Raw genomic sequence first — 18,343 nt, forward strand, 5'->3', positions numbered from 1 at the left:
GGAGGTGGCAGCCGCGTGCGGTTTGCGGCACGCCGGGGTGCGTAATTCTGCGGTTCGGCGAACGGTCAACCACTGGTCACGGCCCGTTCACCCGGGCCGCGCCTGGGCGTCCTAGCGTCCGTAGCGTCCCCGTCTGTGCGAAGGAGCAGTCCCCGATGTTGACATCACCCCGCAAACTCTTGCCGCTGATCGCGAACCACAGCAGCAACCGCTCCCCCATGACCTGCAAGTACCGCTGCGGCGACGCCTGCTTCCACGAGGTGCCGAACACCTCCGAGGGCGCCTACCTCGGCGACATCATCGCCGCCGGCATCTCCCGCCGGAGCCTGCTCAAGGTCGGCGCCGTGGTGGCCGTGGCCGGCGCCGGCGCCGCGACCCTCGGCGCCCAGCCCGCCGCCGCTGCCCCGCCCCAGGCGGCCCGTGGCCTCGCGTTCACGCCCGTCCCGCCGAACTCCAAGCACGCCGTCAGCGTGCCGGAGGGCTACACCTCCAAGGTCCTCGTCCGGTGGGGCGACCCGCTCTTCTCGGACGCGCCGGAGTTCGACCCCGAGAACCAGAGCGCCGCGGGCCAGGAGCGCCAGTTCGGCTACAACTGCGACCACCTCGACCTCTTCGAGATCCGCCGCGACGAGCACGTCATGGTGATCAACCACGAGTACACGAACGAAGAGATCATGTTCCCCGGCTACGACCCGGCCGCTCCCACGCAGGACCAGGTGGAGATCGCCTGGGCCGCGCACGGCCTCACCGTCGTCGGCGTCGCCGGCGCGGCGCAGGGGCGACCGTCCGGCGAGCTGACCACCGTCGTCGACCACCGGCTGAACCGGCGGCTGACGGCGACCACGCCGTTCGAGCTGACCGGCCCGGTGGCCGGCAGCGAGTACGTCCGCACGACGGCCGACCCGGACGGCCGCACCGTGCTCGGCACGCTGAACAACTGCGCCGGCGGCGTGACACCGTGGCAGACCTGGCTGACCGCCGAGGAGAACTTCAACCAGTACTTCGCAAACGCGGACGAGGTGACCGACCCGGTGGTCCGCGAGCGGCTGCGTCGCTACGGCCTGCCCGGTGGCGCCTCCGAGCGGAAGTGGGAGGCGTACGACCCGCGCTTCGACCTCGGCGCGGAGCCGAACGAGGTGAACCGGTTCGGCTGGATCGTCGAGGTGGACCCGTTCGACCCCCGGTCCACGCCCCGCAAGCGCACCGCCCTCGGCCGGTTCAAGCACGAGGCGGCCAACATCCACCTGAGCCGGCAGAACCAGGTTGTCGCCTACATGGGTGACGACGAGCGGTTCGACTACCTGTACAAGTTCGTCTCCCGGGATCAGTTCCGCCGGAACAAGCCCGAGCACAACGCCACCCTGCTGGACAACGGCACCCTGTATGTCGCGCTGTTCACCGGCAACTCGCCGGTCGAGGAGATCGACGGGTCCGGCACCCTCCCCAGCGACGGCGAGTTCGACGGTGCCGGCGAGTGGATCCCGCTCGTCACCAGCGACGAGGCCGGCGCACACTCCCACGTGGAGGGCATGACCGGCATCGAGGTGCTCCTGTTCACCCGCCAGGCGGGCGACGTCGTCGGCGCCACGAAGATGGACCGGCCGGAGGACGTCGAGACGAACCCGCTGACCGGTGTGCTGTACGTCGCGCTGACCAACAACAGCAACCGCGGCACCGGCACGAACCCCGGCCCGGACGAGACGAACCCGCGCTCGTCCAACCGGCACGGGCACGTGATCGAGCTGATGGAGACCGGGAACGACCCGCGCGCCTACACCTTCGACTGGCGGATCTTCCTGCTCTGCGGGGACCCGAACGACCCGAGCACCTACTTCGCCGGGTACGACAAGTCGCAGGTGTCCCCGATCTCCTGCCCGGACAACGTCACCTTCGACCCGTACGGGAACCTCTGGATCAGCACCGACGGCAACGCCCTCGGCACGAACGACGGACTGTTCGGCGTCGCCGTCGACGGGGAGTACCGGGGCCAGGTCAAGCAGTTCCTGACCGTGCCGATCTCCGCGGAGACCTGCGGCCCGAAGGTCACCGAGACCCGTGTGCTGGTCTGCGTGCAGCACCCGGGTGAGCGCTCCGGCGCCACGTTCGAGAACCAGTTCTCACACTGGCCCGACGGCGGCACGTCCGTTCCGCGGCCGGCCGTCGTGGTGGCGTGGCGTCCGGACGGCATCCGGATCGGCCGCTGACCGACCCGCTCCCACGGATGAGGGCCACCCGCCGAGTCGGCGGGTGGCCCTCATCCGTTCCGCGTCAGCCGAACCAGACCTGCAGCGGCCCGCGGATGTAGTACAGGACGAACAGGATCGCCGCGCCCCACATCAGCGGGTGCACCCTCGAGGCCTTGCCGACGGCGATCTTGATGACCACGAAGGCGATGAAGCCGGCGCCCATGCCCGCGGTGATCGAGTAGGTGAACGGCATCAGGATGATGGCCAGGAACGCCGGGAGGGAGACCTCGATGTTCTTCCAGTCGATCCCGGTCACCTGGGACATCATCAGGAAGCCGACCAGCACCAGCGCCGGGGTGGCGGCCTCCGACGGGACGATGTCCACGATCGGGGACAGGAACGTGGCGAGCAGGAACGCGATGCCGGTGACCACCGACGCGAGCCCGGTCCGGGCGCCCTCGCCCACACCGGCCGCGGACTCGATGTAACTGGTGTTGGACGAGACCGACCCGGCGCCACCGGCGACCGCGGCGATGGAGTCCACCACGAGGATCGCGCGGGTGCGCGGCGGGTTGCCCTGTTCATCCAGGAGCCCGGCCTCGCTGCCGACCGCGACCATCGTGCCCATCGTGTCGAAGAAGTCGGCGAGCAGCAGGGAGAACACGAGCAGGACGACGGTGATGATGCCGACCTTCTCGATGGACCCGAACAGCGAGAAGTTCCCGAGCAGATCGAAGTCCGGGACCGCGACGGGCGAGTCCGGCAGCGCCGGTGTGTTGAGCTTCCACCCGCTCGCGTTCGACCCGTCGGGGGTCTGCGGGCCGATGTTCGCGATCGCCTCGATGATGATCGCCAGGATGGTGGCGGCGATGATCGAGATGAGCAGGGCGCCCTTCACCTTCTTGACCCAGAGCACGATCGTCAGGATCAGCCCGATCACGAACACCAGCATCGGCCACCCGACCAGGGAGCCGCCGATCCCGAGTTCCACCGGGGTGGCCAGGGACGCCGGGATCCGGACGATGCCCGCGTCGACGAGGCCGATGAACGCGATGAACAGGCCGATGCCGACGCTGATCGCGGTCTTGAGCTCCACCGGCACCGCCTTGAAGACCGCCTCCCGGAACCCGGTGAGCACCAGGACGAGGATGATGATGCCCTCGAGCACCACGATGCCCATCGCGTCCGCCCAGGTCATGTCCGGCAGGATCGCGATCGAGAACGCGACCACGGCGTTCAGGCCGAGCCCGGCGGCCAGCGCGATCGGGAAGTTCGCGGCCACGCCCATCACGATCGACATCACGCCGGCGATCAGGGCGGTCGCGGCGGCCACCTTGGCGACCGACGTCGCCTCGTCGCCGCCGAGGAAGTTGCCGGTGCCGTCGGCAACGGTGCCGATGATCAGCGGGTTCAGGACGATGATGTAACTCATCGCGAAGAACGTGACGAGCCCTCCGCGGACCTCCCTTCCGACGGTCGAACCACGCTCGGAGATCTTGAAGAACCTGTCCAGGGGACCAGACGCCACGGCCGCGTCGTCGGTGCGAGGGGTGCTCATGGGTCGCCATCCTGGCAGAGGAACGATGTGCGGAACACCCTTTGAACACCCGGCCCGGTCGCACGCGGTCCTGTCCTACGATCGGGGGGTGCCCCCCTCCCCTGACCGCCCGGCGCCGAAGGAACTCGCTCCCGCGCGGGTGAACGCGAAGGTGCTCGTTCTGGTCGGCATCGGAGGGTGGCTGGCTGCCCTGGTGGTGCTCGGGGTGCTGCACCTGACCGGGTCGGTCATCGACGGACGCTGGCCGCTCATCTGCGTGGCCGGCGTGGTCCTTGGCTGGGTCGGGTTCTGGTTGATGCACCGCATCCATCTCATCAACGACGAAGGAATCTCCGAGTGAAACTGCTGCTCCCGAATTCGATCCCCATGTCCGTCACGGCGCCCGTCGGCGTCACGACCGCGGTCTACGACGTCGCCGCCCCGATCCCGGCCGAGCACCGTGACGCGGAGGCGATCGTGGTGTGGGGCAGCTCCGGCGAGCGGATCGCGGCCATGGTGACCGAGCTGCCGCGGCTGCGGTGGATCCAGGCCCTGATGGCCGGCACCGACTCCGTGGCCGCGGCCGGGTTCGACGACTCCGTGGTGCTGACGTCCGGGGGCGGGCTCCACGACGCGCCCGTCGCCGAGCACACCCTCGCGCTGATCCTCGCGGCCGCGCGCCGGCTCGACACGGCCGTCCGCGCCGGTGACGCCCACGAGTGGTACAAGTCCCTGGACGTGAACCAGGCGTTCGGGACCACGGGGACGTTCACCACGCTGTTCGGGGCGAAGGTCGTGATCTGGGGCTTCGGCGGGATCGGCACCCGTCTGGCCGGCTTCCTCACCGCGCTCGGTGCCCAGGTGACCGGGGTGGCCACCACCGCCGGCGAGCGGGCCGGCTACCGGGTGATCACGCCCGCGGACCTGCCCGGCGAGCTGGCCGACACCGACGTGCTCGTCGACATCCTCCCGGCGCTGCCGACCACGCAGAAGGTGGTCGACGCCGCGATCCTCGGGGCGCTGCCGGAGCACGCCTGGTTCGTCAACGTCGGCCGGGGCGCCACCGTGGACGAGGCGGCGCTGCGGCAGGCACTGGTCGAGGGGAGCATCGGCGGCGCCGCGCTGGACGTGTTCGCCACCGAGCCGCTGCCCGCGGACGACCCGCTCTGGGGCTCCTCCAACCTGATCGTCACCCCGCACAGCGCGGGTGGCCGCCCGCAGGACCCGGAGCAGCGGATCGAGGAGAACCTGCGCCGGTTCCTGGCCGGCGAGGAACTGCTCTACACCGTCTGAGCGAGTGATCCTGCGGCGGATCCTGCCTATCCGCCGCAGGACCGCACCCTCGCGGGTCGGCGGCGGGTCAGCGGGTGGCCCGGCTGATGAAGTCGCGCAGCAGGAGGTTCACGAAGACCGGGTCGCGGGCCATCGGGAGGTGGCCGGCGCCGTCGATCTCGACCTGCTCGCCGCCGGTCAGCTCCGCGACGATCCGGCCCCGCTCCGGCACCTGGCACCGGTCCTCGGACCCGGTGATGACGAGCACCGGGCAGCGGACCGCCGCGCAGGCGGCGCGGGCCGCGGCCTCGCCGGAGTACCTCGACGGCGGAGCCTCGGAGTCCGCGAGGTTCACCTCCGCCGTCGTCTCCCGAGCCCAGGCGACCATGTCCTCGACCTGCTTCGTCGAGTGCGGCTCGGGGAAGAGCTGCCCGAAGAAGAACCGCGCGAAGCCGGGCCAGTCCCGGAGCCAGTAGTGCCGGTTCAGCCTGGCCCAGCCCTCGTCGGTGTCGAGCACGGCGTCGAAGTCGTACCGGACCTTCCACGGGTGCGGCGGCGTCAGCGGCAGGCCGGGGTTGATCGCGACCACGCCACGCACCCGCTCCGGGCGTTCGGCGGCCATGACCAGCGCGAGCCCGGCCCCGCTGCAGACCCCGCACAGCACGGCCTCGGCGGCGTCGACCTCGTCGAGCACCGCCCACGCGTCCTCGACCATGCGCTCGAACGCGAAGTCGGCAGGGTCCGTCGTCCGGTCCGAGCCGCCGTTGCCGCGCGGGTCCGCCGTCACCACGCGGAAGAACCGGGCCAGGAACGGCACCTGCGCCTTCCACGCGCGGGCCTGCGTGATCACGTCCGGCATCAGCAGGAAGACCGTCGGCCCACCGGTGCCGAAGACCTCGAAGTGCGTGCGGACCCCGCGGGCGCCGATGTGGCCGGCGCGGGTCGGCGCGAGCGCGCGCATCAGAGCAGTTCCGCCAGCATCGCCGCGGCCCGTGCGGCGCCGTCGGTCTCCACCGGGAGCGCCGTCGAGGCAGCCGACCCCGACGCGAGCTCGGTGGCCATGGCCGCGGCGAGCGCGTCCGGGTCGGACGCCTCGGCGTACTCGACGCACCGGCCCGCCCCGTACCGCTCGAGCCGGTGCCGCACGTGCACGTTCTGCTCGAAGTGGTGCTGCAGCGGGACGTACAGGAACGGCCGGCCGGCCGCGGCGAGCTCCATGGACGTGGTCAGCCCGCCCTGGACCACGGCCAGGTCGCACGCGCCCAGGTGCCGGTACAGGTCCGGCACGTACCCGCGATAGGTGACGCCCCGCCGTCGGGGCAGTTCGTCGGGATCGATCCGCGGACCGGTGACGACGAGGACGTGCAGGCCGTCGACGGCCCGGCGCGCCGCCGGCACGGCGTCCAGGACACGGCGCAGCAGCGAGGTGCCGACCCCGGAGCCGCCGACGGTGACCACGCAGAGCCGGTCGTCGGCGCCGAGGCCGAGCCTGCGCCGCAGCGCCTCGCGCTCGGCGTCGGTGGGTGGCACGAAGCCGGTCACGTACCCGGCGAAGTCGAAGTTCGCCTCGGTCCACTCGCGGATGCCGGGCAGCCCGGGCCCGAACGTCAGGTCCACGACGTCGTCGGGGTTGCCCACGAAGATCGAGCGGTCCCGGACCCGCCGGTAGCGCGCCCGCTGCTCGATCATCTCCGCGTTGTAGTCGGCTGTGAGGGCCTGCTCGGGCTCGCCGCCGTCGGGCATCGGCACCCACCCGACGAAGTCGGTCATCCACGCGAACGAGAACCGCTTGAGCTCGGGGTTCTCGTGCAGGAAGTAGTCGACGTCCCACGCCTCGTCGCCGATGACGAGGTCGTAGTTTCCGTCCGCGACGACGTCGGCGAAGACCATGAAGTTGTTGATCAGGATCTCGTCCATCCGGCGGATCGCCTGGAACGCGTGCAGGTCGTGTTCGGCGCAGGCGTCCTCGAAGTGGGCCGACTCGTTCGCCAGCCACGCCGACGCGGGGTGGACACGCTCGCCGGCGTCGGCGAGCACCCGGGTCACGGGGTGCTGGGTGAGCCAGTCGATCTGGAGGTCCGGGTGGTGGGTGCGCAGTTCCTGGGCGACGGCGAGGTCCCGCCGGGCGTGGCCGAGGCCGATCGGTGAGGACAGGTACAGGGCGCGGCGGGGGCGCCGCTGCGCGCGCGTCCAGGTCCGACGGCGGGGCTGCGGGGTCCATCGCGCGTCCGGTCCGTCCGGGGTGCTCGAGGCGGCGGGCGCGGCCTGGCCGGGTCGGGTGGGGGCGCTGACGGTGTCCATCGCGAACTCCTTGATGAGGAGGTTGGTGCGGACCGGGTCCCTCGCTGGCAGGCCGTGCCCGCCGCCGTGGACCAGGACGAGTTCGCCGCCGCATAGGTCGGCGAGCCGGATCCCGATGGCCGCGGGCCGCACCGCGTCCTCGAGCCCGTGCACCACGAGCACGGGGCAGCGCACCTGCTCGCACAGCGGCTCGAGCGGGGTCCGGATGGCGCCCTCCAGGCCGAGACGGCCGGCCGTCGTGTCCGCGAGCGTCTGCGGGCTGATCTGGTGCGCCCACCGGACCACGTCCTCGATCGGCTTCGTGGAGTGGGGCTCGGTGTACATCCTCCGGGCGAAGAAGTCGACGTAGTCGTCGTACCCGCCGCCGAGCCAGTAGTCCTTGTTGTACTTGGCCCAGCCCTCGGTGGTGTCGAGGTGGCCGTCCCAGGCGTACTTCTCCCGTTCGGGCGCCGCGACGGCCAACCCACAGGACGGCGCGATGGCCACGAGCGCCTGCACCCGCTCCGGGTGGCGCGCCGCCAGGTGGACCGCCCAGGCCGCGCCGCAGGAGTAGCCGACGACGACGGCCCGGTCGGTGCCGGTCGCGTCCAGCACGGCGGCCCCGTCCGCCGCGTACTGCTCGTCGGTGTAGGCGGGCGCCCCCTCGGGCCGCCCGGCCGCGCCGCTACCCCGACCGTCGAAGGTGATGACCCGGAAGTACCTCGCCAGGTAGGGCACCTGCGCCTTCCAGAACCGGGACGGCACCAGGGACCAGGTCGGCAGCAGCAGGATGGTCGTCGCCCCCGAGCCGGACACGGCGTACGGGATCCGCACGCCGTCGCGCACGGTGACGCCGGTGGCGTCGGGGGCACGGGCGGGCCGGGGCTCGTCGTCCTGGACCGGCGGCCCGCTCGCGGGGGCCGGCTCGGTGTCCGCAGCGACGGCCGCCGGAGGGATGGACGCTCCGGCGGTGTGCGCGACCCGCTCCTCGGCGGCGTGAGTGAACCGGAGGACCCTGGCTCGCGTCGGGCTGCCTCGCCCGACCACGGGACGTCCCGTCATGTCCGCAGTGTCCTCCGGTTCGGTACGCATTGCCCACCCTTTCCGTAGCGCCGCCGCCGTCCTCGCCCGTCAGGGCCGGATCTCGAGCACCCGGTTGAACGGGGTCTGCGCGACCGACGCGAACCGGGTGAACCCCGCCGCGGTGGCGACGTCCCGGATCCGGGCCGGGCCGGCCTGGGTGCCGAGGGCCAGGCCCACGTCCTGCGACAGCGACGCGGGCGTGCACAGCAGCGTGGAGAAGCCGTAGTACGCCCGGCCCACCGGGTTCAGGTTGTCCTCGACGTGGTCACCGGCCATCGGCTCGACGACCATCCAGGTCCCGTCCGGGGCCAGCGCCTGCCGGACCTGCTCGGCCGCCCCGACCGGGTCGCCCATGTCATGCAGGCAGTCGAACATCGTGACCAGGTCGAAGCCCGAACCAGGCAGCGCCTGCGCGGGCGCCACCTGGAAGTCGACCCGGTCCGCCACGCCGGCCTCCGCGGCCCGGCGGCGGGCGGTGGCGATCGAGGCCTCGTGGTAGTCGGAGCCGACGAACCGCGAGTTGCCGAACGCCTGCGCCATCAGCACCGTGGAGGCGCCGTGGCCACACCCGACGTCCGCGACCAGGGCGCCCTCCCGCAGCTTCTCGACCACGCCGTCCAGGGCCGGCAGCCAGGAGTCGATCAGGTTCGCGTTGTAGCTCGGGCGGAAGAACCGCTCACACCCGACGTGCACGTCGGTGACGTGCTCGTGCCAGCCGTAGCCGGCGCCGTTGCGGGCCGCGTCGAGGATGTGGTCGACGTCGTGGACGGTGCCGAGGGCGATCTGGAAGAACCCGGGCAGGAACGCCGGGCTGTCCTCGACCGTGAGCGCGATGGCCTGCTCCGGCGGCAGGGTGTACCGGCCCGACGGCGGGTCGTAGGTGACGTAGGCACCGGCGGCCTGGGCGTTGAGCCACTCGCGGGCGTACGGCTCCGCCGTACCGGTGCGAGCGGCCAGTTCGGCGGGCGTGGTCGGCCCGTGGGCGGCCAGGTCCTTGTAGTAGCCGAGCTTGTCGCCGAGGACGACGAGCGCGGCGTTCAGGGTGGCCCCGACCTCGTCGACCGCGCGGAACACGAACGCCATCAGGGCGTCCATGTCGATGGCGGGGGCGGCCGGTTCCGGCGGCGCGCTGGCGGCCGGCTGGGTGCTCGGTGCGGATGTCTCGGTGCTCATCGGATCCTCCGTTGGTTCCTCGGTCACGTGCGGTTGTGGTTCGCGGCTGGGGCCGTGACTGCGAACGTAGATCCGCCTCGCACCGGCCCGCGTCAGGTGCCCCACCTAGTCCGTGGGGCCCAGACCTCGCCCACCCCCGCGCCGATCGCGAGCGCGCCCTGTTGATCGCCGCCCATCCGCGTCCCCCGCGCAGCACCAGCGTCAGTGGTGTGCTTCCGAGGCACTGGGCGCCTCGGAATCACACCGCTCCCGCGAAAGTGGCTGCCGGCGTCCCAAGCCGACCCCTGAACCACCGCTGCTCCCTAGACTTGACCGGTGACCCTCCTCGGCAGGGCGGCCGAGCAGGAGACGGTGTCCCGCCTCCTGGCCTCGGCGCGCCTCGGCAGCGGCGGGGTGCTGACGATCGTCGGCGAACCGGGCGTCGGCAAGACGGCGCTGCTCACCGAGGCGCTCGCAAGCCTCCCGCCCGGCGACGTGCGCGTACTGCGGGCGACGCCCGCGGAGGCCGAGGGGAACCTCCCGTTCGCCGCGCTGCACGCCCTGGTGCTGCCGGCGCTGCCACTCCTCGATGACATCCCGGCCCCGCAGGCAGCGGCCCTCGGAACCGCGCTGAGCCTGCGGCACGGGGGCGGCCCGGACCGGTTCGCGATCGGTGCCGCGACCCTGAGCCTGCTGAGCCGCTACGCCGAGGACGGGCCCGTGGTCGTGGTGCTCGACGACGTGCAGTGGGCGGACCAGCCCTCCGTCGACGCCTTCGCCTTCGCAGCGCGCCGGGTGCGCAACGACCCGATCGCGGTCCTGATCGCGGGACGCAGCGCCGAGGTGCCGGAGCCCGTGCGGGGCCTGCCCACGATCGAACTCGGGGGCCTGTCCCCGGAGGCTGCGGAGCAGTTGCTGGACGAGGCGTTCGGCTCATCGGACGTCCGGCGCGACGCCGACGGTCTGTACCGTTCGACGGGCGGCAACCCGCTGGCCCTGCTCGAGCTGGCCGGCGAGCCGGATGCGACCGACGACGTCGGCGCCGGTCTGCCGCGGACCCTGCCCGACCGGCTGCAGCACACCTTCGCCCGACGTCTGGCGGCGCTCACCCCGGACGAGCGCACCGTCGCGATGGTGGCAGCGATGGCTGGTGACGACCTTCGCCTCACCCGCGCGGCCTGCGGTCGCCTCGGCGTCGACCCCGCCGAGCTCGACGGTGCCTCCGGGGCCGGCCTGATCGCCGTCGACGGTGGCCGCATGACCTTCCGGCACCCGCTCCTGCGCGCGGCCGCCTACGGCTCCACGACGCCGGACCTGCGGCGACGGGCGCACCTCGCCCTCGCCGACGAACTCGCCGGTGTGGACGCCGACCGCCACGCCTGGCACCTCGCCGCGGCCACGACCCACCTCGACGAGTCCGTCGCCACGCTCCTGGCGGAACTCGGCGGTCGGGCCACCGCGCGGACCGCGTTCACGGTTGCCTCGACGGCCTTCGAGCGGGCGGCGCGGCTGAGCCCGGACCCCGGCGACAGCCACGACCGGCTCATCGCCTCAGCGCGCGCGGCGTGGGCCGGTGGCCAGCGCGTTCGGGCCCTGGCCCTGCTGGACGAGGTAGAGCCACCGAGCGGGGAGCCGACCGCGACCGGAACCGAACTGCGGGCCACCATCGCGGTGCGCTCGGGCTCGGCGCGCGAGGGCCTCGGCCTCCTCGAGCGCGCCGCCGATCTCGCCGATTCCGACCAGCGGGTCCTGATCCTGGCCCAGGCGTGGCACGCCTGCATGTATCTCGTCGACACCGCCGCCATGCGCCGGATCGACGCGCGGCTCGCCGCTGCCCTGCCGTTCGCGACGGACCCCGTGGCCCGCGCCGTCGGGCTGGCCGCGTCCGGGACCGCGGGGGTCCTCCTCGGCCGGGACAGTAGGGTCCTGCTCTCCGACGCCGTGTCACAGCTGGCGGACCATGTCGACCCGCTCGCCCACACGGCCGCACTTCCCTGGCTGCTGCTCGCGCCGCTGTTCCTGCGGGACGCCGACGGCGGCGGCGAGTTGCGTACCCTCGTGGACCGAGTACGTGCCCGCGTCGGTGTGGGGGCGCTGCCGAACCTGCTCTTCCACGTGGCCCGCGACCAGGCGACCACGAACGCCTGGGACCGGGCGGCGGCCAACTACGACGAGGCGGCCCGGCTGGCCCGGGAGACCGGCCAGGGCGGCGAGCTGGCGATGTCGCTTGCCGGGCTGGCCTGGCTGGAGGCACGGTCCGGTCGTGCGGCCCAGTGCCGGGAGCACGCCGCCGACGCGCTGGCGCGCTGCCAGGAGCGGTCGATCCGGTTCGGGGAGATCTGGTGCGAGCTCGCCGTGGGCGAGCTCGCCCTGTCCGAGGGCAGGTCGGCCGATGCCGCGCACCGGCTCGGTGCCGTCGCGGCGCGGCTCGATGCGGACCAGGTCGGTGACCCCGATCTCCATCCCGGACCGGACCTGGTCGACGCCCTGCTGCGGACCGGGGACGCCGACGGCGCGGCCGGTACGGCCGCACGGTTCGCCGCCGCCGCCGCCGCGAGCGGCCGGCCCTGGACCCTCGCGCGGGCCGACCGGGCACTCGGTCTGATCGCCGCCGAGGCGGACTTCGAGACCCACTTCGCCTCCGCGCTGGCGCACCACCGGCACACCCGGGACGACTTCGAGACGGCGCGGACGCACCTGGCGTACGGGATGCGGCTGCGCCGAGCAGGGCGGCGGGTGGACGCCCGCACGCCCCTGCGGGCCGCGCTGGCTTCGTTCGACGAGCTGGGCGCACGGATCTGGGCGGCGAACGCCCGGACCGAGCTGGAGGCGACCGGGGAGCACGTGCCGCTGCGCGAGGCGGCCGGCCCCGGCGCCCTCACCCCCCAGGAGCTCCAGGTGTGCCTCCTGCTCGCCGAGGGCCGGACCACCCGGGAGGCCGCGGCCGCCCTCTTCCTGAGTCCGAAGACGATCGAGTACCACCTGCGCAAGGCCTACACGAAGCTCTCGATCCACTCCAGGGACGAACTCGCCGCTGCTCTGCGCGACGCCGGGTGAGGCGCCTCGAAACAGGTGGATCAAGCCGGGCCGGTCAGACGGATCAGGCCGGGTCGGTCAGGCGGATCAAGCCGGGTCGGTCAGGCGGATCAAGCCGGCGGGCGTCGCGCGGAACCCGCACGCGTCGAGGTAGAACTCCGCCAGGGGCGGTTCGAAGTCCACGAAGAGCCACTCGCACCCCGCTGCGCGTGCCTCCACGACCGCGCGGTGTACCACCGCGGTGCCGAGCCCCTGCCGCTGGTGCGTGGGCCGCGTCTTGGTGTCGATCAGAAAGGCATGGTCACCGCCGTCCCAGGCCACGTTGACGAACCCGACGAGCTGACCGGCCCCGGTTCGAGCCGTCACCCATCCCAGCGAGTGTTCGCGCACCCGATCCCACCACCCGGCCTCGGGTGAGCCGCCGTGTGATCTGGTGAGTTCGACGAGTTCGTCGTCGGACACCGGTGCCCGCCACTCGATCTGCACGTCCGGGCTCGTCATCAGAGGACTCGACATCACACCAGCCTGCAGCAACGAGTCCGGACAACGCGAACCGGGGACCGCCGAGCTACCGCGCGTCCGGGAGGTGGGCGACCAGCACCGGACCCGAGGACCGCACCCGGAGCGGGCCGTCCGCATCGGAGACGAACGCGCTCTGCCCCGTCGAGAGCGTCATTCCCGCGGCGTCCGTGGTCAGCGAGACGGTCACGCGGCCGCCTGGGCCGGCGTCGGCCTCCGGTGTCCACCGATGCAGGCACACCACCAGGCGCGGCCCGTGCGCGGGCCCGGGCACGGGCCCGGGTGCGCCGGGCGACGCCCACAGCCCCAGATCACCCGCGGGCGAGGTGAACACGGCAGCGACGCCGTCGGGCTCGGCCTGAACCTGCGGCGGCTCGCCGACGCTCAGCCCGGCGATCCGCAGCACCTGCCGCAGATCCACGTGCTCCAGGCTCAGGCCCGCGCGCACCACGTTGCCGGAGGACGCCGTCAGTTCCAGACCCATCCCGCTCAGGTAGCCGTGGATCATCCCGGGCGGCAGGTACCGGACCTCACCGGGCTCCATCCGGACCCGGTTCAGGAACAGCGCCAGGACCACCCCGACGTCACCGGGGTGGTGTTCGGCGAGCAGGGTGACCAGGCCCGCGTCGGGGTGCTCGGGGTGCTCCCGGGCCGCCCGCGCGAGGCCCTCCGCGATCTGCCGCTGCTTCGCCGCGCTCGAGGCGAGCAGCGTGGTGAGCGCGTAGAGCAGCTCGTCGCCGGGACCGGCCTGCGTGAGGGCGGAGACGATCGGGGCGAGAATCGACAGGTCCCACCCGGCCAGCGAGGCCTGGATCGCCGGCACCGCCCGGAACCCGGCGAGCATCTGCACCTCGGAGAACGCGTGGATCAGGCCCGGTCGCGCGGAGTCGTCCGGGAAGAGGCGCTGCGGGGCGTAGGCATCCACACCGGCCGCCTCCTCGCGGGCGTGGCCGACCCGTGCCTGGGTGGCGTCGGGGCACACCTGGAGTGGCAGCGGCGCCCAGGTGGCGAGCAGACGCGCCTCGAACGGCAGCCGGCGCCCGCCGCCGCGCGTGGCCGCGACCCCGAGCGTCGCGGCCGGATGCGCCGCGACGAACCGGTCCAGCCGGACCGCGTGCCCGCCCTCGATGACCTGCGAGGAGTCCTCGCCGTGCGCCCCGATCCGCACCTCGGCGAGCGGGTGCCCGTCGGCGGGCACGCCGAGCAGCCCCTGGAGCAGGTCCCCGGAGCCCCAGCGGTAACGCAGCAGCGGATTGGTGAGCAGGTGCACGTCGGCTCAGCGGACGGCGTTCAGGACCGGGGCGTCGCGGATGTACATGCCGGCCGCGGCGAGCCGCTCGGCCGTGCGGTCCGCATCCACGTGCGCGCCGACGGTGGCGCCGCCGCCCATCGGGACCACCGAGTGCAGGATCGTGTCGGTGTAGACGTGCACGAGGTTGAAGGCCTGCGCGCCGTCGCGGCCCCGGGTGCCCCGGTCCGGGGTCTGCAGGTCCTGGGTGTAGCAGGTGGCCGACGCCACGGACACCGGGATCCCGGCGAAGGTGGACGAGGACGAGTAGTGGTAGTGCCCGGCCAGGATGGTGCGCACGTCCGTGCCCGAGAGGACGTCGGCGAGCGCCTGCTGGTCGCGGAGCTCGAACGTGACGAGCAGGTCCATCACGCACGGCGCCGGCGGGTGGTGCAGTGCGAGGACGGTGCCCTCCGGCGCGGGCTCGGCGAGCACCCCGGCCAGCCACTCGAGCTGGGCCGGAGTGATCTCACCGTCGTGCCGGCCGGGCACCGTGGAGTCGAGGACCACGATGCGCAGCCCGCCGAGCATGATCACCCGGTCGTACGGCTCGGTGAGGTCGGCGGCGTCGGCCGGTGCGTCCAGGAGGGTGCGCCGCATGGTGGCACGGTCGTCGTGGTTGCCCATCACCCAGATCAGCTCGGCGCCGAGCCGCTCCGCCAGCGGCTCCACGACTCCGCGCAGGATCCGGTACGCCTCCTCCTCGCCGCGGTCCGCGAGGTCCCCGGTGAAGATCAGCGCCTCGGGGCGCACGTTGGTGGCCTCGAGGTCGGCGAGCAGCGACTCGAGGTGGTCACGCATCGGCGCCACGCCGTGCAACAGCTCCCCCTCGGGCAGGAGGTGGGTGTCGGACAGGTGCACCAGCACGTGGTTCGGGTGCGGGTACTCGGCGGCGCGCAGGGAGGTCACGGTTCCGAGTGTGGTGCACCCGTCGAACCGCGAGTTGAACGACACGTGAACAGCCTTGGACCGATATCGGGCCGGTGTGGGGTCCGTTCGCCGGACGCGGCAGGGCCCGGCGTCAGCGCAGGACGACGGCGGCCGCCTGCTCCCAGCGCGCGCGCCAGTCCCCGATCGGCTCCACGCCGATCGCCGTCAGCGCGCCGTGGCCGAGCACGGACCAGGCCGGGCGGGGCGCGGGGCGCGCGAACGAGGCCGAGTCGGTCGGGGTCACCATCGCCGGGTCGTGGCCGGCGGAGGCGACGACGGCGCGGGCGAAGTCGTACCAGGACGCCCGCCCTCCGGAGGTGGCGTGGTAGGTGCCGGTCGGGGCGTCCGCCGCGATCAGCGCGGCGATCAGACGCGCGACGTCCCCGGTCCAGGTGGGCTGGCCGACCTGGTCGTCGACGACGCTGAGCGAGTCCTTCTCGCCGGCGAGGCGGGCCATGGTCGCGGCGAAGTTGGGGCCGTGCGCGCCGTACAGCCACGCCGTACGCAGGATCCAGTGCTCGGGCGCCTCGGCGCGGACCGCCCACTCCCCCGCGGCCTTCGTGCGGCCGTACGCGGACCGGGGGGCGACCGTGGCGGCCTCGTCGTACGGTGCGGTGGCGTCCCCGGCGAACACGTAGTCGGTGGAGATCTGCACGAGCCGGGCGCCGGCCCGGGCGCAGGCACGGGCCAGGTTCGCGGGGCCGACGGCGTTCGCGGTGAACGCCTCCGCCTCGGCCGTCTCGGCGGCGTCGACGGCGGTCCAGGCCGCGCAGTTGACCACCAGGTCTGCGCCGGCGAGGGCGTCCGGCAGGATCGGGCCGGCCGTGATGTCGAGGTCCGCGCGGGTGCGCGGGAGGACGTCGTGCCCGGCCTCCCGCAGGACCGTCACGACGTCCGTGCCGAGCATGCCGTTGACGCCGGTGACCAGGATTCGCACGTGCTGTCCCTTCGTCCGTGCCGGTCGTCCCCGGGTCGGTGGGGCGCGGCCGGCCGGGTCTGCGTGGTCGGCTATCCGTTCGCGCCGGTGTCGCCGGTCGCCGTGCCGGCGTCCGCGGACCCGGTGGGGTCCACGGTGGCGAGGAGTTCGCGCAGATCGGTGAGCTCCTCGGGTTGAGCCGTGACGATCTGCTCGGCGATGGCCGCCAGCTCCGGGCTGGTGCCGGTGGTGAGCACCTCCTCGGCGAGCGCCAGGGTGGCCTCGTGATGGGCGATCATCCCGTTCAGGTAGATCACCGTCGCCTCGGACCCGGTGCCGACGAAGAGTTCCTGCAGCTCCTCGGGGGTGAGCATCCCGGTGAGCGTGCCGGCGGCCGCGGGGTCCGCGGGTTCCTCGCCCCAGGTGACCAGCAGCGCCTGGAGGTCCTCGCTCTCGCGTCCCTGCACGTTGGTGAGGGTGCCGGCCAGCCCGAGCACATCCTCCGGCACGCCGGCCTTGCTGAGGATGGCCTGGTGCATCTGCGAACTCTGCCCGTGGTAGGTCCGGATCGCGTTCGCGAAGTCGATGTCCGCCTGGTTGCCCGGCTCGGGTTCGGCTGTGGTCTCCTCGGCGCTCGGGCTCGGCGAGGTCTGCTCGCCGGCGGTCTCGGTCGCCGACGGGGACGTGTCCGGCGACGGGTCCGTGCACCCCACCAGAAGCCCGAGGGCGAGGGTGGCGGCTGCACACTGGACGAGACGGCGCGTCATGACGAGATCCTTCGTGTTCCCACGCCCCGGCTTCGCACGGTGCGTGGGGCAGGCCCACCCTAACGGCCGCCAGCGGCCAGGTTCAGTCGACGAGCCGGGAGGAGTCGAGCGAGTCGCTGATCGCGGAGGTGATGCGCGCGTAGAGCACGTCGGCCCCGTGCAGCAGGTCCCGGTACTGCTCCGGCAGGTCCGCGGGTGCGAACACGGCCAGCTCGGGTCGGCGCGTGGTCCGACCGCGCTTGTTGACGGCCATCCCGACGGCCGTCACCTCGTACCGCCACCGTGGCTCGGCCAGCGGCCGCCCGGCGGCATCGGTCCCGACCAGGGAGATCGCCTCGATCAGCTCGTCGACGAGGAGTTCGGTGCCCCAGCGCGGGTGGGTCAGCTGCTCTCGGAGCTGCTCCGGTAGCGCGTGCACGAACGTCGCCGACGCCCGGACTGTGGTCGCGGGATTCGCGCTCATCGGATCCGACCCAACTCTTCGCACCCGGAGGCGTCCATGACACAGTCCCTCGTCTCGATCGGGCCGTAGACGCGCCCCTGCATCGGCCCCATACGCCACGATACTTGCGTACGGCACCAGAAGCACAACTCGGGCCCACCGGGTTTGGGTGATATGGGGGGCGATCGCCCGCACCGCCCGCCCGCTCAGCCAGCCGCGGGCTCACGGAGCGTGATCTGCAGCCCCCGGGCCCGACCGAGGACGTCGCTCAGCACTCGCAGCCGCGGGTCCGGGACGTCGTGGAAGGACCGCCGCGGCAGACCGGCGAGCACCGCCAGCCGCGGCTCCTCCAGCACCTGCGCGGCCAGCGCACGGTCCCCGCCGAGGACCAGCCCGGCCGGGGTGGTGCCCGCCGCCGGCAGGGCGTGCTCGCCGAGGATCCGGACGACGTGCCCGACGACGGCGGTGACGAGTTCGTCGGCCTGATTGCCCCGCCGTCGGGCGAACCGCTGCTGCGACCAGCCGCCCGCGGCCGTGCGCGACTGCACGTAGCGGGTGCCGCTCTTGTGGGCCGTCAGGTCGGCGCCGTGCGCCCGCCCGACGGCGTAGCCACCGCGGCGGATCAGGATCAGGACGAGGTCGGTCGGGCCGTGCGCCCAGCCGGGTACGTCGGCAAGAGTGGTGGGCGGCTCGCCCGGCCAGGACGTCAGGACGGCGGTGGCGCCGTCGGCGCCGAGCAGCGTGACGCCGTCGGGGACCGGCCCGCGCCCGCCCGCCACTGCGTCATCGGAGTCGTTGCCCAGAACCAGTTCGGCGCCGCCGTGCCGCTCGCCGAAGCCGGCGAGCCAGCGCGCCACGCGCGCGCCCGGCACCTCGACGCGGCGTTCGGTCTGGGCGGGCACGCACCGATCATGGCAGGTGCCCCGACCTGCCCG

Annotated in this window: 15 protein-coding genes; 4 read left to right on the forward strand and 11 right to left on the reverse strand. The window is 73.1% G+C overall.

Annotated features, from left to right (window positions below; genetic code table 11):
* Nucleotides 1–155: 155 nt before the first annotated feature.
* A complete protein-coding gene (locus KCQ71_RS23430) occupies nt 156–2,204 on the forward strand; it encodes a PhoX family protein (protein ID WP_223411032.1) in 2,049 nt (682 codons plus the stop codon).
* A 64-nt stretch (nt 2,205–2,268) separates the two neighbouring features.
* Here the strand turns inward: KCQ71_RS23430 and KCQ71_RS23435 are convergent, their stop codons facing one another.
* Nucleotides 2,269–3,744 carry an NCS2 family permease gene (locus KCQ71_RS23435; protein WP_223411034.1) on the reverse strand — a complete coding sequence of 492 codons (1,476 nt, stop codon included), beginning with the start codon at nt 3,742–3,744 and terminating at the stop codon, nt 2,269–2,271.
* Between the two features lie 88 nt (nt 3,745–3,832).
* Here KCQ71_RS23435 and KCQ71_RS23440 point away from each other — a divergent pair, with 88 nt between their 5' ends.
* Complete coding sequence (locus KCQ71_RS23440) at nt 3,833–4,084, forward strand: DUF2530 domain-containing protein (RefSeq protein ID WP_223411036.1); 252 nt, start codon at nt 3,833–3,835, stop codon at nt 4,082–4,084.
* A complete protein-coding gene (locus tag KCQ71_RS23445) occupies nt 4,081–5,016 on the forward strand; it encodes an NAD(P)-dependent oxidoreductase (RefSeq protein ID WP_223411038.1) in 936 nt (311 codons plus the stop codon). Before KCQ71_RS23440 ends, KCQ71_RS23445 begins: the two co-directional genes overlap by 4 nt.
* A 67-nt stretch (nt 5,017–5,083) precedes the next feature.
* Here the strand turns inward: KCQ71_RS23445 and KCQ71_RS23450 are convergent, their stop codons facing one another.
* The 3 genes from KCQ71_RS23450 to KCQ71_RS23460 form a co-directional block, all read right to left on the reverse strand.
* Nucleotides 5,084–5,956: an alpha/beta fold hydrolase gene (locus KCQ71_RS23450; protein WP_223411039.1), complete on the reverse strand. Its 873-nt coding sequence runs from the start codon at nt 5,954–5,956 to the stop codon at nt 5,084–5,086.
* Complete coding sequence (locus KCQ71_RS23455) at nt 5,956–8,337, reverse strand: alpha/beta fold hydrolase (RefSeq protein ID WP_223411041.1); 2,382 nt, start codon at nt 8,335–8,337, stop codon at nt 5,956–5,958. The genes KCQ71_RS23450 and KCQ71_RS23455 overlap by 1 nt, the downstream gene beginning before the upstream one ends.
* Nucleotides 8,338–8,406: 69 nt before the next feature.
* Nucleotides 8,407–9,531, reverse strand: a complete 1,125-nt coding sequence (locus KCQ71_RS23460; RefSeq protein ID WP_223411043.1) for a class I SAM-dependent methyltransferase — start codon at nt 9,529–9,531, stop codon at nt 8,407–8,409.
* A gap of 315 nt (nt 9,532–9,846) precedes the next feature.
* Between KCQ71_RS23460 and KCQ71_RS27810 the strand changes: the two genes are divergently transcribed.
* The gene (locus KCQ71_RS27810; RefSeq protein WP_223411045.1) at nt 9,847–12,567 is read left to right on the forward strand and encodes an AAA family ATPase; all 2,721 of its coding nucleotides are present in this window, start codon (nt 9,847–9,849) and stop codon (nt 12,565–12,567) included.
* A gap of 66 nt (nt 12,568–12,633) precedes the next feature.
* Here KCQ71_RS27810 and KCQ71_RS23470 read toward each other — a convergent pair whose 3' ends face one another.
* From KCQ71_RS23470 to KCQ71_RS23500, 7 genes are all read right to left on the reverse strand, one after another.
* Nucleotides 12,634–13,062, reverse strand: a complete 429-nt coding sequence (locus KCQ71_RS23470) for a GNAT family N-acetyltransferase (RefSeq protein WP_223411047.1) — start codon at nt 13,060–13,062, stop codon at nt 12,634–12,636.
* A gap of 52 nt (nt 13,063–13,114) precedes the next feature.
* The gene (manA, locus tag KCQ71_RS23475; RefSeq protein ID WP_223411049.1) at nt 13,115–14,335 is read right to left on the reverse strand and encodes a mannose-6-phosphate isomerase, class I; all 1,221 of its coding nucleotides are present in this window, start codon (nt 14,333–14,335) and stop codon (nt 13,115–13,117) included.
* Nucleotides 14,336–14,341: 6 nt separating this feature from the next.
* The gene (locus KCQ71_RS23480) at nt 14,342–15,253 is read right to left on the reverse strand and encodes a phosphodiesterase (RefSeq protein ID WP_249423457.1); all 912 of its coding nucleotides are present in this window, start codon (nt 15,251–15,253) and stop codon (nt 14,342–14,344) included.
* Between the two features lie 121 nt (nt 15,254–15,374).
* Nucleotides 15,375–16,220 (reverse strand): dTDP-4-dehydrorhamnose reductase, encoded by an 846-nt coding sequence (gene rfbD, locus KCQ71_RS23485; RefSeq protein ID WP_223411053.1) that lies wholly within the window; start codon nt 16,218–16,220, stop codon nt 15,375–15,377.
* Nucleotides 16,221–16,291: 71 nt separating this feature from the next.
* A complete protein-coding gene (locus KCQ71_RS23490) occupies nt 16,292–16,966 on the reverse strand; it encodes a DUF305 domain-containing protein (RefSeq protein ID WP_223411055.1) in 675 nt (224 codons plus the stop codon).
* A gap of 82 nt (nt 16,967–17,048) precedes the next feature.
* The gene (locus KCQ71_RS23495; RefSeq protein ID WP_223411057.1) at nt 17,049–17,429 is read right to left on the reverse strand and encodes a hypothetical protein; all 381 of its coding nucleotides are present in this window, start codon (nt 17,427–17,429) and stop codon (nt 17,049–17,051) included.
* A gap of 185 nt (nt 17,430–17,614) precedes the next feature.
* A complete protein-coding gene (locus KCQ71_RS23500; protein ID WP_223411059.1) occupies nt 17,615–18,310 on the reverse strand; it encodes an acVLRF1 family peptidyl-tRNA hydrolase in 696 nt (231 codons plus the stop codon).
* Between the last annotated feature and the right edge of the window lie 33 nt (nt 18,311–18,343).

Origin of the sequence: Occultella gossypii, assembly GCF_019947135.1 — a bacterium.
Classification (GTDB): domain Bacteria; phylum Actinomycetota; class Actinomycetes; order Actinomycetales; family Beutenbergiaceae; genus Occultella; species Occultella gossypii.

Coding starts and splice junctions, on each gene's coding strand:
- KCQ71_RS23450 (WP_223411039.1), bottom strand. CDS start 5,956: ATGCGCGCGCTCGCGCCGACCCGCGCCGGCCACATCGGCGCCCGCGGG.
- KCQ71_RS23470 (WP_223411047.1), bottom strand. CDS start 13,062: ATGTCGAGTCCTCTGATGACGAGCCCGGACGTGCAGATCGAGTGGCGG.
- KCQ71_RS23430 (WP_223411032.1), top strand. CDS start 156: ATGTTGACATCACCCCGCAAACTCTTGCCGCTGATCGCGAACCACAGC.
- KCQ71_RS23435 (WP_223411034.1), bottom strand. CDS start 3,744: ATGAGCACCCCTCGCACCGACGACGCGGCCGTGGCGTCTGGTCCCCTG.
- KCQ71_RS23495 (WP_223411057.1), bottom strand. CDS start 17,429: ATGAGCGCGAATCCCGCGACCACAGTCCGGGCGTCGGCGACGTTCGTG.
- KCQ71_RS23490 (WP_223411055.1), bottom strand. CDS start 16,966: ATGACGCGCCGTCTCGTCCAGTGTGCAGCCGCCACCCTCGCCCTCGGG.
- KCQ71_RS23455 (WP_223411041.1), bottom strand. CDS start 8,337: ATGACGGGACGTCCCGTGGTCGGGCGAGGCAGCCCGACGCGAGCCAGG.
- KCQ71_RS23460 (WP_223411043.1), bottom strand. CDS start 9,531: ATGAGCACCGAGACATCCGCACCGAGCACCCAGCCGGCCGCCAGCGCG.